Origin of the sequence: Ralstonia sp. PBBBR1, from assembly GCF_002256165.1 — a bacterium.
Classification (GTDB): Bacteria; Pseudomonadota; Gammaproteobacteria; order Burkholderiales; family Burkholderiaceae; genus Ralstonia; species Ralstonia thomasii.
The window spans coordinates 64,714-80,773 of the sequence record NZ_NKIL01000008.1 but is presented as its reverse complement, the minus strand read 5'-3'; the positions used below and the strand labels follow the sequence as shown (position 1 = coordinate 80,773).

Below are 16,060 nucleotides of genomic sequence, written 5' to 3'. Positions count from 1 at the left end.
CGTTCTCCTTGCTTGCGTTGTTCTTCATGCTGTTCATTCCCCGTTGTTTCGTCCGATTCCTTTGCTTCGCTTGCGCATCATCAGTACAGCCAGCGGTAGCGCAGCCCGATCTCCGTCAGCGGCGATGTCCCCGCCCGCGTAATCGACTGGTGTTCGATGTACAGCGCCAGATGGTCGTTGCCAAACACGCTGCCTGCCACGCCTATCTGGGCCTGCACGCCCCACCCTTCGCGATTGTCATGCAGCATGCCCGCGTCCATAAAGGGCCGCCAGGCACGCGTGTAGCGGTCCAGATAATCCGTGCCGAAGCCAAACAGCATGCCGAACTGGTTGAACGAGCGCGGCATGATCTGGTCGACGTCCGGGGCAGCGCCCGAAGGAAGGAGGCGAGCCATCAACGGGCTGACCGTGCCCGTTGCGTTGTAGCGCGCGACAGTACCCACCACGCGGATCGTGTAGTCCGGATACTCCACCCGGAAGCGGTGGCCAATTTCGCCATCGAACACCATGCCGCTGCCGAGGAACGAGCGATCCTGCCCGTAGAAACGGTTGCCTTCCACGCGAGCGCGCACGTATTCGTTCTGCGTCACCCGCCAGTTGTTGCCGATCGAAAAAAGATCCTTCACGCCGCCCACACGCAGTTGCGGCGTTTCATTGGCCGGCTGGTTGCGACCAATTGACAGCTCGGTGGCCAGTGGACCAACCTGCCCCAGCAGACCATCCAGCCGGAACGCGTAGAGCGAGCCCAGCCCCTGGCGCCAACCCACCGTGCCCTTCCACTGGGCGTTCTGCGTCTGGTATTGCGAAATCCAATCCAGCTGCCGATCCTGCGCGGGCACGCCCGTCAACTGCGTATCGTCGGTCGAGCGCTGGTTTCGCTGCGTGGCGCGCACCAGCATGCTGTAGTGGTCAGTCAGGCGGATGCCAGCGGCGGCGCTGGACTCGAAGTAGGTAAGCGGCGCCTGCTTGAACCACGTCTCGCGCGGCTCCAGCGCCTGCGCATTGGTCAGCAGCGTCTCCCGCACACGTTCGTGCAGTTGCTCGTCATCGGGTGCGGTGGTCAGCCCTTCAAACGACAACCGCTGCGCTTCGCCGAGGCGGTCCGTCATCAGGTTGGCATCAATGCTGTTGTAGAGCGGAATGCGGTCGGGCGTGTCGTCCAGCAGCCGGTTGAGCGTCTGCAAATCGCGCTCGGCCAGGGCGATGGAGATCTCGGCATAGGCCGGGCGCGTCATGCGGCGTGTGTACTGCTGCAGCAGCCACGCGCGCGCCAGATCGTTCGCCTCCTGCGAAAGCGCCCAGCCCAGCGCCGCTTCCTTGGCCACAGCGGAAACCAGCTGATCGCTCACGCGGGCCTGCTTGCGTTTGTCGGTGGGGGTCTGTGGCGGCTCAGCCGGCAACGTGTCGATATCGCCCAGTTCGGACCGATCCATCGCCGAGCGGCCACCTTCGCGGGCCTGCTTCGTGGCGCGGCGATCATCGCGCAGCAACTCGATCAGCAGACGCTGCGACAGGTCGCCGGACCCGAATGTTTGCGCCAGAGAGACGCGCCGGGCGCGCAATTCAGTGCGTGCGTCTTCTTCCAACGGCGCAGCATCGCTATCCCCCACCGTGACGCGCGTGCCGACGCGGCGGCCCGCGGGCGGCTTGGCCTTGCCGCTGCCTGTCGTGTCTTCAGCGCGCCACAGCAGCCACCACGCCTCGCGGCGCAGCGCCCAGGCAACATCGGCCTGACCGGCCATTTCGCGTGCGTCGGCATAGGCCAGCAACCAGAGCGGATCGGTCCGCATCGACTTGCCCTGGCGACCCAGGAAGCGCAGCGCAAGGTTGGCGTCAAACAATTGCAGGCCGGCGGCAGCGTAGGCTCCCCAGTATGCGGAATCGTTTTCGGCCTCGCCACGCCAAAGCGCCAATGCGCGTTTCAGCTCGGCGTTCTGCCCGGAATCCAGCAGGCCCCACAGGAAGGCCGCCTTCACATCGCTGCCCGCATCAGGCAGCGACACGGCGCGCCGCAGGTCACGCATGGCGGCATCCCACTGGCCGCTCTGGCGGAAATACTCGGCGCGGGCGCCCAACACGCCGGCAGATTGCTCGGCCGCTTTGCGTTGTTCTGGCGTGAGCGAGGCCAGCAACCCGTCGATGCGTCGGAAGGCGCGCGCTCGCGTGTAGTAGTAGATGGCCTGCTGCAGGTGGACCATCGTGCCGTCTTTTCGGAAAGCGAGTTCAGCCAGGCGGCCAGCATCGATGGGGCTGGCGTCGTAGAAGTCGATCATCGTTGTCAGATCGTCTGGCTCAGCCCTGCCGCCGATCAACAACTGTCGATACGCCTCACGCGACAGATCGTCACGCTGGTTCAGGCGCGCGAGCTGGGCGAAGGTCCGCCAGTAAAGGTCGTCGGTGGGCGACGCCACCTTGCTGGCGGCCTCCATGGCAGAGAGCGCCTGCGCGAACTGCCCGCGCACATACAGGATGTTCGCCAGCTTGAGCGCGTACTGCGGGTTGGGGCCGAACTCCTTCTGCAGACGGGCGTAGGTGTCGTAGGCCTGATCATCTTTGCCGGCGCGCTCGGCCAGATTGGCATAGCGCTCCAGCACCACTTGCCGATGCGGACCGTGCGCGATGCTGTTCAGATACGCCAGCACTTCCACGGGTTCGCCCAGGCGCTCGTATGCCGCGATGACCTGGTCGAGCAACTTCATGTCGCCCGGGTTGCGGCTTGCCTGGTAGCGCAGCCCAGCCAGATAGGCGTGGTCTTCGTTGAGTGCGGGCGCCAGACGCAGCACATGCTGCCAGGCCGCGTCATCGCCGGTGGATTGCGCGTAAGCCAGCCAGTAGTTCAACGCCGCCATCGGTTGGCGGTTCCACTCGGCCACTTGCGCGGCACGTTCGGTCCAGATTTTCAGATCGGGGCGTTGGCGCACGGCGGCCTCGGCCACGCGCATGGCATCGTTCAGATTGCCGCTGCCCATGAAAACCTGGAATGCGAGGTCGTAGTCTTCCGCATTGAACGGGGCGATCCCGCGTGCGATGGCCTGTGCGCCCGACGGTTTTGAAGACGACGTAGCATCGTCTGCCTTGTTCGACCCATCCGCCACCGGGCGAATGCGCGCAGCGTGGCGCTGGCGACGCGCCAGGCCTTCCCAGCCATCCATGAACACCAGGTCTGCAGGGCCTGGCAGCGGCTCAGGCCGGCCGGCGAATGCCCAGTCATGACGTGCGACACCGGCCGCCAGGGCAATGTCCTCCCCCGCCTGATGCCACGACAGTCGCAGCAAGCGGCGCGCATATTGATCGGCAAGATCCGGCCGGTTGCATGCCATCGCCAGGCGCGTGAGAAAGCGCAGCGTTTCGGTATCGTCGATCAGCGGGCCAACCCGGCGCTGCGCTTCCGTCATGGCGTCGTCGAGCAGATTGCCGGCCTGCAGTGCCTTCAACCCTGCGATGAAGTAGCGGCGCTGTTCGTCGCGCGACGTGGCAGTGGCCTGCGCGGCAAAGTTGGCAGCCGCAGCGGCGCGGTATTCGCCCACGCCCAGCGCAATCTCGGCGGTACGCGCCTGCCATTGCGTGGCGCGCGCCACGTCCTGTTTAGCCAGACGTTGATAGAACTGGATGGCAATCGCGCCCTGATCCAAACCACGCGACTTGGCGCCGAGCATCTCCAGCTCAGCCGCAGTCCAGCGATAGTCCAGCGCCTGCTTGAGCAGACCACGCAGGTCAACCAGCATGGCGGCGCGCTGCGGATCGTTCGGCTGCAGCGCGTAGGCGCGTTGCTCCCGGATGGCGATATCAAGCAGCAGCGCTTCACGGTCGAGCGTCTTGTCGTGCAGCGCACGCATGCGAGCGACCATGGCTTCGGCTTCTGCCAGCCGGCCCGTGCGCACATACTGGGCACCCAGCACGCTCAAGAACTCGCCATCGTTCGGGCGCACGCGCAACCAGGCTTCCAGGTAGGCCACCGACAGCGCATCGACCTTGCCGCCCTCCAGCAGGCGAGCCTCCAGACGTTCGCGGGGGAACATCAAGGCGAGCGCCAGCCCGATCAGCGCACCCAGGGTACCGATCAGCCAGGCCGGCAGCAGCCGTTCACGCGGAGTCAGGTCAGCAGACCACATCGATATGTTGGTAGGTCACGGTTTGCGCGGCGGCTCCTGTCAGATCAACGCGCACGGTATTGTCTTGTGCGCGGGCGGTGCGCGCCGGGTTGCCATTGACCTTCACGCGGCAGGCTCCTGCGTTGGCCAGACGAACAAACGGCTTGTAGTAGCCACCCGCCTCGAAACTCAACGCATTGCCGTTTCGTGCGAAGTTGCGCACGAAGGCTGCGGCTTCTGCAATGTATGCAGGCTTCGACGATTCTGCTTCAGGTGCGAGCGTAAAGCGTGCGGCCCCATCATCGAGATGGATATAGATACCGCCCGCCGCCTTGTCATACCCCACCACCCCCTGGGCATCCGCCATGCGCGGCGTGCCGCGGGCCATCCAGCGCAGTTCGCGCAGGTCGCCATCACCGCGCACCAGCCAAGTGTTGCCATCCCCGATTTCTCTGGCGATGGCCATGTTGCGGAAGTCCAGCACCTTGACCACATACTCGGTCGAATAGATCGGGAACACGGGCCGCGACAACGCGTAGTCATAGACCTTCTTCAAGGCCTTGAGCGACGCAAGCTTGGTGCCCGAATACATGTGGTAGTAGATGTTGATCGGCTTGAAGCGATAGGGCGTGTCAGTCAACTGCAGCGTTTCAATCAGGCGGTCGAACCCATAGAACGGTCCGGTCCAATCGTTTGTATAGACGTTCTCGTTCTGGTTGGGCGCAAACACTTGGTAAGCCCCTGGGCCCTTGTCGATGCCCAGTGGCGCAATCTCTGTCCATGATGGCGAACTGCGCGTGATGGTGGTATCGCCCCCGTTCAGGTTGAGCACGCCTGCATCCCAAGCCATGCGCACGGCAATCTCGGGGGGGCTGGCAGTCGCCCGACCACTGCAGGAGCTTCACGCGCTTGCCAGGCGGTGCCAGGCGCGCGTTGATGTAGTTGATGGAGCCTGATATCTCGCGGTCGAGACTGAACTTGTAGCCCGGAATGGACAGGGCGAATGCAGTGTCGCCGCCGCCCTTGTCCGCACCTGGGCCTTCCTTGGTCCGATCTCCTGTCGCGCCGGGCACCGTGCGGCTCCAATCAAACGGGTGCGAGTAGGTATGCGTGCCCAGCTCGACGTACGGCAACGCGAACATCTGGCGCGCAATCGCTTCCAGGCGCGGCGTCAGCTTGGGGTAAAGGCCGCTTGCGCCCACCTCGCCTTCGATGATCGACAGCGTAGTGGGGATGCGGTACTTCTCCCACACGTCCTGCAGCAGCGCCTCGCCGGAATATTCGGGGCCGGGAAACTCGGCGCGCGAGGCAAAGCCGTCGCCGTCCACGTGCACGAGCATGAGCCGGCGGCCGTTTTCAGAGGTCACGTCGGGGATCGGCATGTCAGGCAGCGCAAGCGCCCGGCGCAGGAACTCGATCGGCTGCACGACCCACCGCGCCTGCTCAACGGTGTCCATCGAGAACACCGCATACGGATTCAGTACGTAGCCGCCCCAATCCGTAATGGCAGCGGCATCAAACTCAAAGTTGCCCGACTTCAGCCGCAGCAGCGACTGCCCGTTCGCGCTCACCTGAATCGGCTGGGCCTCACGGCGCTCCGGTTGCGGCGCCATCTCAAAACCCATCATCTTGTCTTGCGACACCACCGACAGCGGCCCGGTGGCACGGCCACGCACGAGCTGCAGCTTGAACATGTCGGCCATGCTGCCGTCCACCGGCAGGCCGAACTGGTTCAGGAAGGCGATGTGCACACCGTCATGAATACGTTGTCGCACCCACGACGATAGCGCTGCCACCTGCTTGATCGGACTGGTGTTCACCCACACCACCACGCCGGCGTAGCGGTCGGGCGGTACCGCAGCGGGCAGCGGCTTGTTGATGTCGGCGTACTCGACGTCGTAGCCAAGAAAATTGAGTGGCGTGGCCACAAAGCGCACGCCCTCGCTGGTGTCAATGGTGGTCCGCGGGTCGCGGTCCTGCAGGATCAACACCTTGCGCGGCAACACCTCGATGCGCCCCACGCCAATGGTCGACAAGTCTGGATCGGTCACATACGGCACCACGCCCTGCGCCTTGATGCGCTTGGCCGTTTCCCGCGCGCAGGCACGGTCGGTCGGCGGGCAGTAGTCGATGGCGATAACCGGCAGGCGGTACTCGTCGCGAATCTTGCGTACATGGCCCATCAGCCATTCGCGGTCCGCATCGTTCACTTGCTTGTACTGCTTGCTGCCCTGGTCCCAGCCGCGATACAGCGATTCAAACGCCACCGCATAGGCGAGGTCGTGCACCTGCGGCAGGATTTCAAAGCCGCGATTGAAGATCAGCCTGGCATCCGGATAGCGTGCCTTGATGGCGTGAATCACGCGCACCATGCCCGCTTCCTGGGCCGCACGTGAGGCGTCGTCCTTGGCCACCAACTGATACGAGTCGAGCGTATCGAGGAAAAAGCCACGGTAGCCCTTGTCCCACAGCGGCTTGATAACGTGATCGACATAAAACGCCGGCCACTCGGGCTGGGTCTGGTCCACCACGCGCGACGCCCACGCCTCGTTGCGGCCCAGCAGCCAGGTCTTGGGCAGATCCTTGTACCAGCGGCGCTCGGGCGTGACCTCGCCCACGCTCACGTAGGCGTACCACTGCGTCTTTGGCGTCTTGAACTGCGATGGATCGAACCCGTGGTCAGGCTCCACCACGACTGCATCGAACGCGCGCAACTGCGCCACGGGCGGTTTGTCGCCGTAGAACCACGCGATGTTCGGCGCGTTGACCGAAACTGAAGCTGTTACCCCTGACGCCCCGGAGCCGGTGGTGGCAGGCGCTTGTTGAGCAAGCGTCACACAAGGCATCGAAACGGTGGCGGCCAAAAGAAGCCCAGCCCACCGTGCGATCGTCCCTGCCGTATTCCCCCGTTTCCCCCCGGTGCGCCGCTGTAAACGGCTGAGAACCCACATGAACTGGCACTCCGCTATGCAACTATGTGCATCAATTGGGCCGATCTGCGCCGGCACTGAAGATCGGCGCCTGTGATGACGCCGTTCGGAACTGCTATTTTTCTTCACGGTTGCCGCCCGCAAACGCAGGCCCCGCAAGGCATCCCGAGACAATGTGTCCGAAGGTGAAGTATCGCCGATGCCATGGGTACACGGCAAACCACATTTTTGATGACCGGGTACCCTCCTCGGACATAAACAATTGTTTGAGATCACCCGCGCACGCCGCGGTTTGACAAAGCGATTGGGGCTGCACCATGATCAGCCGAAGCCACATTTCACGCGCCCGAGCAGTTGTCGCTGCGCAACGACGCGACTTGCCCGGACGGCCCCCGCCATCATGTCCGCCCTCCTCCTTGCCCTGCTGATCCTGATCAGCGCCTTTTTTTCCGCTTCCGAAATCGCCCTCACGGCATCGCGGCGCACGCGTCTGCAAACCTTGGCCGACGACGGCGACACCCGCGCCCTGCGCGTGCTGCAGCTCAAGGACATGCCTGGCAACTTCTTCACAGTGGTGCAGATCGGGGTAAACGCGGTGGCCATCCTGGCCGGTGTCATCGGCGACAGCCATATCTCGGGGCCGCTGGCCGCGGGGCTGAGTGACTGGCTGCCGGCCGCCCGCGCCGAACGTATCGGCAGCATCGCCGGCTTCGTCATCGTGACGGGGCTGTTCATTCTCTTTGCCGATCTGCTGCCCAAGCGCCTGGCCGTGCTTTACCCCGAGCGCTGTGCGATGTCGATCATCGGCCCGATGCAGTCGTGCTTGCGCGTGTTGCGGCCGGTGGTATGGCTGTTCAACGGCGCGGCCGACATGTTCCTCAAGCTGTTTGGCGTACCGACGCACCGCGTCGACCAGATCACCACCGAAGACATCGCCGCCATGGTGGGCGCGGGCGCGCAAGCCGGCGTGCTGCGCAAGCACGAGCTGGCGATGATCGAAAACGTGTTCGAGCTGGAATCGCGCACCATCACCTCTGTGATGACCGTGCGCGACGAGGTGATCTACTTCACGGTGGACGAGCCGGTGGAGTCAATCAAGATGAAGATCATCGCGCAGCCGCACGCGGAATACCTCGTCTGCCGCGAAGACATCGACTCGGTGCTCGGCTTCATCGCGTCCAAGGACATCCTGCAGCAGATCCTGTCGGAAGAGTCCTCCGCCGTGATCCGCAACATCAGCAAGCATTACGACAAGAACCTGCTCGTACTGCCGGACACGCTCAACCTGTCACAGGCACTCACGCGCTTTCGCGAGATGCACGAGCGCTTTGGCGCGGTGGTCAACGAATACGGGCTGGTGGTGGGTGTGGTGACGCTCGACGACATTGTCGGCGCGGTAATGGGCGACATCCTGTACCTGGGCGAAGACGAGCAGATCGTGCGCCGCGATGACGGCTCCTGCCTGATCGACGGTGTCACGCCGCTGGGCGACGTCAAGCGCGCCTTCGACCTCGACGACCTGCCCGGCGAACACCACGTCGAAACCCTCGCCGGGCTGGTCATCTACGCGCTCAAGCGTATTCCCAAGAAAAGCGAGACCGTCGATATCGGGCCACTGCATATTGAAGTGCTCGACATCGACAACCACCGGATCGATCAGTTGCTGGTTTCGCGGCGCATCGATCCGCTCGCGGCGGCCGCGCCCTCGGCGTCGTGAGCGGCAAACACTTCCTTGGCGGCAAACATGCCGTTGAGTGCCGCCGGAAAGCCCGCGTATAGCGCCATCTGCAGGATCGTCTCGGTGATCTCCTTTCGCGTGAGCCCCACGTGGATCCCCGCCGCAATGTGCACCTTCAACTGCGGTGCCGCGTTGCCCAGCGCCGTGAGCGCGGCAATGGTGGCGATCTCGCGCTCACGCAGCGTCAGCCCCGGGCGGCTATAGACGTCGCCAAAGCCGAACTCGACGACGTAGCGGCCGAGGTCGGGCGAAATGTCGGCCAAGGCCTCGACCACGCGCTCGCCGGCAACATCATCGACTTCCTTGAGCTTTTGCCAGCCCCGTGCGTAGCGGTCGTCCTGCAGATTGGCGTGGTTTGCGGCTTGTGCGGTGTGCGTGGTCGGGGTCATGTGCGTCCTCGTTCGGTTGGCGTTTTGGCTGGTGCTTCGATTTGACAGATGGGGAAGCAGAGCCCTTCGCGCCTTCCGCGGCTTCAATCCGTGCCCGGATGCCGTCGTAGACAACGAGTTTGACGCGCAGCACGGCCAGCGTTTCGGCCCGCGCGCGCAGCTCCGCTTCCAGCGCCGCGGCATGCAACTCCAGCAGGCGTTGGCGCGCCGACACACTCTCCAGACTGTCGCCCTGTCGCCGCAACGCGGCGTACGCCTGCATCTGCGCGATCGGCATGCCGGTATCGCGCAGGCGCAGCAGGAACTCAAGCCACGTCATGTCTTCGGCACGGAAGACACGATGGCCGTTTTCGCGCCGCTGCACGCTGTCGAGCAGGCCGATGCGCTCGTAATAGCGCAGCGTATGCGTCGACAGGCCGGTGGCTTCTGCAACTTGGGCGATGGTCAGGAATGTGGTCATGAACGGAGCTTAGAAGTTAGAGCGCACTCTAAGTCAAGCGACTTTACGCGAACTCTTCCGGCCCGCACAAAACAAAGCGCCGGCCCCTTCTCGGAGGCCGGCGCCTGGGTGTGCAGAAAAATCGGCGGGCTACCGCAGATCAACCGCCCACGCCGTACGCGCTCTTGTCCTGCTGCTTCGGACGATGGTCACGTTTCTTTTTCTTCTTGTGATGTTGCATTGCCTTTTCGCCCGCGGCAGGTGCCGACGCGGCGGGGGCCGGCGAGGCCGCGGCAGGTGCTGGAGCCGCTGCCGGTGCGGATGCCTGCGCAAATGCGCCGGCGCTGAAGACTGCAGCCACGAGGGCAGCCAGGAGCTTGTTCATCGCTTTGTCCTTGTAGAAGAGACTGGTTTGTAGCGTTTGTAGCGCTTCCGGTGTCGGATGGAGCGTGACCCAATGCGCTCCGCGCCTGCTATGCAATGCGCGACCCGACATCGGAATGGCCCGCGCATCACACGCAGTGTGGTGTAGGCACCGGCGGTTGTCCACCTGAAGCCTGACGGTACGCCGAGGCGCGTGGCGTTGCCTTGATGTGTCTCAACCCATCGCAACTGACATCGGAAGCCGCGAAACCCACCTTGTTACGCGCGCTTACACCGTGGGCAGAACGCTTACAAACGGCGGTCAGCGCGACCTCAGTGTGGGACGTTTTTGGAGGCATGGATCGCAAATGGGACGAGATCCATGTATCTGGAGTCCCAATTTCCCGCTTGTATCTGATTAAGGAGTCTCACATGAAAGTCGCTCAATCCCTGGCCGCTCTGATCGTTGCTGGTGCCTTCGCAGCCCCCGTGTTCGCTGCTGGCACCGCCTCCGCACCGGCCGCCGCACCTGCACCGGCCGCGACCGCTGCAGCGACGACCACCGATGCCGCTTCGGCACCGAAGGCTGAAGCCAAGCACGAGAAGAAGCACGCTCACAAGAAGGCCCACAAGGCTGCAGCCAAGTCGGAAGCCAAGACCGACGCCGCTTCGGCACCGAAGGCCGCTGCGCCCGCCAAGCAATAAGGCAGTCGCGCCATGAAAAACGCCGGGAATCTCCCGGCGTTTTTTTCTAGCGCGAGCCGAATCAGTGCAGATGCGGCAGACGCTTCGTGCCCTCGATCTGCACCGCTTGCAGTTCGTGCGGCTTGAGGCCCAGCTCGCCGAGGATGGTCGGCGCAATCTGGTTGGTGTCGACGCGTTCGTCCACGATGCCAGCGTTGACGCCTGCTCCCCACACCACAATCGGCACGTGGCGATTTTCCGGACGGAAGCCGCCGTGCTCGGCGATCTTCGATAGCTTGCTGCCGGCCCATACCGTGCCCTGCTGCGCGATACCGACAACATCCGGAACGCGATCATCGCTGGGCTTCGCGCCAAAGAAGTCAGCCACTTCCTCGCCCAGCACAAAGCGGCTCGCGCCGGCTTGCGTAAAGGGCTTGGCGACGGCATTGCCCGCCGCATCCGAACCCAGCCCTGTACCCGAGTAGCCCAGCAGGAACTGCTTCGTAAAGTGCAGTGCGGCCGGTGAGCGGTCGTTCAACCACAGCAGAATGCCGTCGTCGTCCATCGCGTGCGCAACGAGATGCGGCTTGGTCGCGTCCTTGCACGTTGCAGCGTACTTTTCCCATGCGCAGTTGAGCGCGTCGATCATGTCGCCGTCGTTGATGATGGTGAGGTCTGCACGGCTGTTAGGTGACTGGCCGTGCTTGGCCGACACGATCACCACCGTGTTGGATGGGTCGGCAGCCTTGACCAGCTCGCCCAGCTTGTTGTCGACGAAGGTGAGCGCGCTTTGCAGGACCACGCCCGGCACCGTGCCATTGTTGGTGTAGCCACCCAGGCCACCCGACACTTTGTTGGCAGTGTTGGATGGGTCCGGGTAATACGCCGACTTGTTCAGCTTCTGTGCGGTCGACACAGCCTGGAAGTTCATGCCAAGAATGGCAGGCACGCCCGGCGAGCCGTTGCCGGCGTGGTCGTGACCCTTGAGCCAGTTCAACACGGCCTGCACCTTGAAGCTGTCGTAACGCTGCGTGTTTGTATTGTCTTTCGTCCAGTCGGCGCCGGGCCCGGCCGGCAGCGACGGGTCGGTCACGGAGCTGTTGATCTCGGGCGCGAACAGATCGTCGATACCCTGGCCGCTCGGTCCGTTGAGGATTTCGTACGCGGCATGCTTGTCCGACCATGCCGTATGCAGGCCGTGCTTGCGCGCCACTTCGAATACCGTGTTGACCTTCAGATACTGGTGCGGATACACCGGCGCGCAGGTGACGGGCGATACCGGTAGAAGCGCCGGATCGATCAGGTCCAGCGCGCGGCCCGTCAGTTGCGAGATCTTCGAAAGATCGGCATACAGGCCCGGGATGCCCTGGCCGCTGTCGAGGCGGTTCGGGTCTTTCGCGATGACCTCGGCATAGAAAACTTCAGCACCCGGCTTGGTGGTGTGGCAGTTGGCGGCCGTCGTGCCGGCCGGAAGCAGGCCGCGGCTGTAAGCGTCGTCGTAGTAGATGCCGGTGGTCTTGGGGTTGCCGCCAGTCACCTGGCCGACCATGCCCGGAAACGAGTCCGACGGGAACGGTGTGCGCGCATTGCGGTAGCTCACGCCCTGGCGCACGAGGCGCGCCAGCGTGGAACCCGGATGGTTGCCGACGTACCAGTCAAGATCGGACTGATGCAAGCCATCGACCGAGATCAGCAGGACATGCTTGGCGTGCGCGTGGCGCGCATCATCGTCATCGGCGTACGCGTGTGTAGACAGACCACATGCCAGCGTGGAAAGCACGGCAACAGCAAGAGTTTTCTGGGGGGACACGGGTTTCTCCTCTGGATTGCCGCCATCAGGCGGCCCGGTCACGCTAGCCTCGTTGTATGTCCGCGCGGCGACCCACCCGTGTCGCTTGCATGACAAATGTAACGTCGGCCCGTCGGCGGGATGAGCCAACGTTTGCACCATCATCAACCGTTCGGGCGGTTCCACTAGAATGGCGTGCCCGTCGTTCCATCCGATCGCTTTTCTCTCCAGTTCCGTTCGCTCATGCCGCTGCCTTCGCGTGCCCCGCTCCGCCTTCTGCTCCGTCTTTCCTTGGTCTTGGTTAGCGCGTTGTCAATCAGCGCTGCCCAGGCACAGACGGCCCCTGCCGCCAACGCGGAAAACAACGCCGAAGCCAGCGACTGGAGCGTAGCTGTCGGCCCGGCGATTTACATGTCACCCAAATATCCGGGCGCGAAATCCAGCTTTGTGTTTCCGTGGATCGATCAGGAGATCGAATACCGGCATCGCTTCTTTTCCAAGGGGATGGACTTTGCAGGCGTGTACCTCGCCAACGACGACACATGGCAGGTGGGCGGCAACTTCCAGTTCGACCCGACGTGGCGCCATGCGCATGACGACGCGCACCTGAATGGTCTGGGCAATGTCAACGCCACGGTGCGCGCGAAGGCGTTCGCGCAGTACACGGTGTCGTTCCTCACGCTGTCCACCGATGCGGAGCAGGACATCCTCGGCAACCGCCAGGGGTTGATCGCCAACGCCGATGCCTACGCGAGCGCGCCGGTCGGCCGCTGGCTGTTCAGCCTTGGCACCGGCGTGTCGTGGACGAACGGTCAGTACACGCGTACGTTCTTTGGCGTGGACGATGGGCAGAGCGCGCGTTCGGGCCTGCCGGTATTTGCCACGCATGCGGGGCTGCGGGACATCCACTTCAACGCCATCGTCACGTGCAAGCTCGATGATCGGTGGACGGCGAATGCGTCGCTCACGGTGGCGCGGCTGCGTGGCGATGCGGCAGACAGTCCGATCACCCAGCGCCGCCAGCAGACCACGGCCATGGCCTCGCTCACGTACCGGTTCCGCTGACAGCGCGCCCAGAATCGGGCGCGGTGATGTGCGCAATCGCTTGCGCATGGAGGTGAAATTCGCGTGGCAAACCTGTGCACACGAGGCAATCCGCTTATGAGACCAGAACTTGGCCCGCGCGCCTCTCAGCCAAAAGGACCATGCTTCCTTTTCACAACAGGTATGCGGCTGGACTAGCGCAATCGCCCTGTTTTTTTTGCTAGTCTGTTTGGAAAGCGGCGATCACTTCCGATCAATGCACGGGCAGTGAACGGTGTCTTCCCACCGGCGGCGGACACCGCAAGACAGGAGGGCTTGACCATGTTGCGGTGGATTGCAAACTGGGCCTTGAGCCACGCACCCTCTCCCGAGAAGCAGGCCGAACGCGCGCTAAGCGAATTGCGCATGGAGCTGTACCAGGCAGAGCAGCGCGTGATGGATGCACAAATGCACGCGGACTACTACCGCGCCCGTCTCATATTCCTGGAAGACGTCGTCAAGAAGGGCATCGAGCGCGTGTCCGACCAGCGCAAGGGCAAGCAGGAAAGCGCCCACGCATTGCGCGCCGGTCTCAAGTTCACGGCCGAGCTGTGGCGCGAATCGCAATCGCGCGACTCGCATATGCTCCGGCGCCGCACGGCGATGTCGTTCATCGACCCGCACGACGCGCAGGCCGACGACTCGCACGCGCCCAAGATCCACCACTTCTCGAAGATCCCCGTGGATTCGCAGTTCGACGACAACGTGAGTGCGCTGCCCTCCAAGCACGCCGCGGCGGAGAAGGCGTAGCGCGTGAGCTGGCCGGCGCGGCCAGCCGCCCGCAGTGCCCCCGCGTCAGGTGCGTCGACACGTTCGGCTCCGTGCGCTGGCGGTGGTGGCTACGGCGCCACCACCGACACGCCGTATTGCGCAAAGATGCGTTGCAGCTCGCCGCTGGCGCGCAGTGCATTGAGCGCGGTCTCCAGCGCCTGCGCCAGTTCTCGCTGATCCGCCTTGACGGCCATGCCGATCGCCCAACCGCGGGCCGGCAGCAGCGGCGACTGCAATTCGGTCGCCACGAACCGTGTGGCAGATTGATTCTGCATCTTCAGCGCACTTTCATATTGCGCCCGCGTCACCATTGCCGCGGCAATCTGGCCGGAGAACAGCGCACGCAGCGCCTCGTTGGCCTCCGGATAGATCTTCACCTTGTCGCGCAGCGCGCCGTTGGCACTGGAAAGCAGCGCACTCGCCCCGCCCGATCCCTGCTCGGCGCCGGTCGCCTGACCGGCGAGGTCTTCGAAACTGCTGACCTTGCGGACGCGGTCGCTGTCGTACACCAGCACATAGCCTTCGCGAAGGTACGGCGCGAATATCAGCACCTGGTCGTTCTGGCGAATGAAGTTCGGGTCAACCGGCACATGGAGCATCACGTCGGCCGGGCCATACCCCAGGTAGTGCCCTTTCCAGACCATGTTGCGCAGGTCGCCCGACATGCCATCGTCATCCGCATCAAACGGCAGCAACGACGCCGACAGCCCCATCTGCTTGCCAAGCGCATTGGCAAGCGCCACGTCAATGCCGCTGAACTGGCCCCCGACGTTGTCGGAGAACGGCGGCAGGCCCTTGTACAGCGCGACCTTCAGGGCACCGCTCTGGCGGATCTTCGCCATGTCGGCATGTGCCGGCGCGGCGCTCACCATCATGGCTGCCGCAGCAAGCAGGAGGCCGGCAAGGCGACGGAAAGCCCCAACCGCGGTCAACCGAATACGGGCATTCATGAGAATCTCCTGGTGAAAAAAATGAGCGAGCCGATGCACACGAAGGCAGGGACAGCATCGGCTCGCAAAGCTGCCAACGGGGGCAGGCCGACCTACTACTCCTGTACGCGGCGCGATTCCAGATACGTCTTGATCGACCAGACCGCTTCCTGGGTCAGCACGCCTTCAAACGGGGGCATGTAGACGCGGCCATCGCGGGTGCGGCCGTGGCGGACTGTGGCGGTGAAGTACTGCGACACCTCGCCGTAGCAAGCCTCCTTCTGCTTGGCGCTTGCCAGCGACATGCAATCGGTGTCGAGCTTGCGCAGGTCGGGGGCGATGCCGCCGGAGATGGCCTCCAGCCCGTGGCAGCGCGCACAGTTCTGGTTGAACGCCGAGGTGCCGATACGCAGCGCTTCGTCGTGGGCGGGGCCCGTCCGGTATGGATTGTCCTGACGCCAATCGGCACCGAGTTGCGGTAAGGTGTGCGTGTCTACGGCCTGCGGTGTGACATCGCCGTGAGCGGATGCGGCTGCGGGCAATCCGCCGGCCAGAAGTGCGCAGGCAGAAAGCAGCGCGAGCAAATTGCGAGGCGTTTTCAAGAGTGTCTCCTAGTTGTCGTTGAAACGATTTTTGGAGCCATTTCTGCAAGAGCCATACCAAGGCGCGAACCTGCCGCCAAACCCGGCCTGCATCCGCCAAGCGCGCCGGTTATCCGATGCGAGGGTTGGCACAGGTGCTCAGGAATGCAACACCCTGGCAAGGGTCTTGCTTCATGGCGCAACACTTCCGGTTCGCACCCTGGTTAAATCAGGCGATCCGGGCGACCCGCACACAGATTGCGGGCGAGGTTT

General features: G+C 63.7%; 11 protein-coding genes and 1 pseudogene. 4 read left to right on the top strand and 8 right to left on the bottom strand.

Annotation, left to right across the window (positions count from 1 at the left end; genetic code table 11):
* Positions 1 to 80: 80 nt before the first annotated feature.
* Both CFE42_RS16015 and CFE42_RS16010 read right to left on the bottom strand, forming a co-directional pair.
* Positions 81 to 4,112 carry a tetratricopeptide repeat protein gene (locus CFE42_RS16015; protein WP_004631163.1) on the bottom strand — a complete coding sequence of 1,344 codons (4,032 nt, stop codon included), beginning with the start codon at positions 4,110 to 4,112 and terminating at the stop codon, positions 81 to 83.
* A pseudogene (locus CFE42_RS16010) lies at positions 4,099 to 6,937 on the bottom strand (bifunctional glycoside hydrolase 114/ polysaccharide deacetylase family protein). Before CFE42_RS16010 ends, CFE42_RS16015 begins: the two are co-directional and overlap by 14 nt.
* Before the next feature lie 484 nt (positions 6,938 to 7,421).
* Between CFE42_RS16010 and CFE42_RS16005 the strand changes: the two are divergent.
* Complete coding sequence (locus CFE42_RS16005) at positions 7,422 to 8,738, top strand: hemolysin family protein (RefSeq protein ID WP_004631169.1); 1,317 nt, start codon at positions 7,422 to 7,424, stop codon at positions 8,736 to 8,738.
* Here CFE42_RS16005 and CFE42_RS16000 read toward each other — a convergent pair.
* From CFE42_RS16000 to CFE42_RS15990, 3 genes are all read right to left on the bottom strand, one after another.
* Complete coding sequence (locus CFE42_RS16000) at positions 8,678 to 9,148, bottom strand: carboxymuconolactone decarboxylase family protein (protein ID WP_004631171.1); 471 nt, start codon at positions 9,146 to 9,148, stop codon at positions 8,678 to 8,680. The two genes, CFE42_RS16005 and CFE42_RS16000, sit on opposite strands and share 61 nt — an antisense overlap.
* A complete protein-coding gene (locus CFE42_RS15995) occupies positions 9,051 to 9,608 on the bottom strand; it encodes a MerR family transcriptional regulator (RefSeq protein ID WP_037044188.1) in 558 nt (185 codons plus the stop codon). The genes CFE42_RS16000 and CFE42_RS15995 overlap by 98 nt, the downstream gene beginning before the upstream one ends.
* 139 nt (positions 9,609 to 9,747) lie before the next feature.
* The gene (locus tag CFE42_RS15990; protein WP_004631173.1) at positions 9,748 to 9,972 is read right to left on the bottom strand and encodes a hypothetical protein; all 225 of its coding nucleotides are present in this window, start codon (positions 9,970 to 9,972) and stop codon (positions 9,748 to 9,750) included.
* 410 nt (positions 9,973 to 10,382) lie between these two features.
* On the opposite strand from CFE42_RS15990, the gene CFE42_RS15985 reads away from it, so the two are divergent.
* Positions 10,383 to 10,655, top strand: a complete 273-nt coding sequence (locus CFE42_RS15985; protein ID WP_004631175.1) for a hypothetical protein — start codon at positions 10,383 to 10,385, stop codon at positions 10,653 to 10,655.
* A gap of 61 nt (positions 10,656 to 10,716) precedes the next feature.
* Here the strand turns inward: CFE42_RS15985 and CFE42_RS15980 are convergent, their stop codons facing one another.
* Positions 10,717 to 12,444, bottom strand: a complete 1,728-nt coding sequence (locus CFE42_RS15980) for an alkaline phosphatase family protein (protein ID WP_004631177.1) — start codon at positions 12,442 to 12,444, stop codon at positions 10,717 to 10,719.
* A gap of 222 nt (positions 12,445 to 12,666) precedes the next feature.
* Between CFE42_RS15980 and CFE42_RS15975 the strand changes: the two genes are divergently transcribed.
* Entirely contained in the window at positions 12,667 to 13,488 is an 822-nt protein-coding gene (locus tag CFE42_RS15975) for a MipA/OmpV family protein (RefSeq protein WP_004631178.1), read from the top strand.
* A 327-nt stretch (positions 13,489 to 13,815) separates the two neighbouring features.
* Positions 13,816 to 14,256 carry a hypothetical protein gene (locus CFE42_RS15970; RefSeq protein WP_238563796.1) on the top strand — a complete coding sequence of 147 codons (441 nt, stop codon included), beginning with the start codon at positions 13,816 to 13,818 and terminating at the stop codon, positions 14,254 to 14,256.
* Positions 14,257 to 14,345: 89 nt separating this feature from the next.
* Here CFE42_RS15970 and CFE42_RS15965 read toward each other — a convergent pair whose 3' ends face one another.
* Positions 14,346 to 15,227: a transporter substrate-binding domain-containing protein gene (locus tag CFE42_RS15965; protein ID WP_004631182.1), complete on the bottom strand. Its 882-nt coding sequence runs from the start codon at positions 15,225 to 15,227 to the stop codon at positions 14,346 to 14,348.
* A 95-nt stretch (positions 15,228 to 15,322) separates the two neighbouring features.
* Positions 15,323 to 15,808, bottom strand: coding sequence for a cytochrome c-550 PedF (gene pedF / locus CFE42_RS15960; RefSeq protein WP_004631184.1), 486 nt, complete (start codon positions 15,806 to 15,808; stop codon positions 15,323 to 15,325).
* Between the last annotated feature and the right edge of the window lie 252 nt (positions 15,809 to 16,060).